1 protein-coding gene is annotated in these 530 nt (G+C 61.1%); it reads right to left on the minus strand.

The window, feature by feature from the left end:
• Positions 1-48 precede the first annotated feature (48 nt).
• On the minus strand, positions 49-530 hold a 482-nt coding region (locus tag ACLO87_RS17010), incomplete at its 5' end, for a contractile injection system protein, VgrG/Pvc8 family (RefSeq protein WP_430224373.1).

A 530-nucleotide genomic window follows, 5' to 3' on the forward strand; every position in this document is an offset into this window, starting at 1 on the left:
GAGCCTGCCGGCCATCACCGGGCGTGGTATAAGCGCCGGGCGGTAGCCCTAGCGCTCTGAGGACGGTCTCGCCGAGAACGTCAGTTCATAGCAGCGGACACGCGCCGCGCAGGCCGTCAAGCAGCTAATCAGCACGCCCTTGCGGAACACCGCTGGCGCGTCGTCGCCCTGAACCCTGATTTCCAGCCCCGGCATCAGCAGTGAACTGGTGCTCTGGCCTTTAAGAATGGCCTGTTCATTCAGGTAACGTTCGTGACGGATACGGGCGTAAAACGCGCCGCTTTCCGCTACCTCTTTATCGCCTTTTTGCAGGAAGTTGTCGGCATAGTGATAGGCTTCGCCGTAGGTGGTTTTATCGCCCCCGGTGGCGTCATGCTGGCCTGTGGTCATTTCCGCCGTGGCTTCACGGTAGTTGTAGTCCCGCGTGGTGACGCTTTTTTCCACCACGCTGTATGCGGTGTTCAGCCCCCATACGGCTTCCGTGGCGCTGTCGTGCAGCCCTGAAGGATGGCGAAGCGGCAGCGTCAGTC

It is taken from the genome of Paenalcaligenes sp. Me52 (assembly GCF_050487965.1).
In the GTDB taxonomy this organism is placed as follows: domain Bacteria; phylum Pseudomonadota; class Gammaproteobacteria; order Burkholderiales; family Burkholderiaceae_B; genus Paenalcaligenes.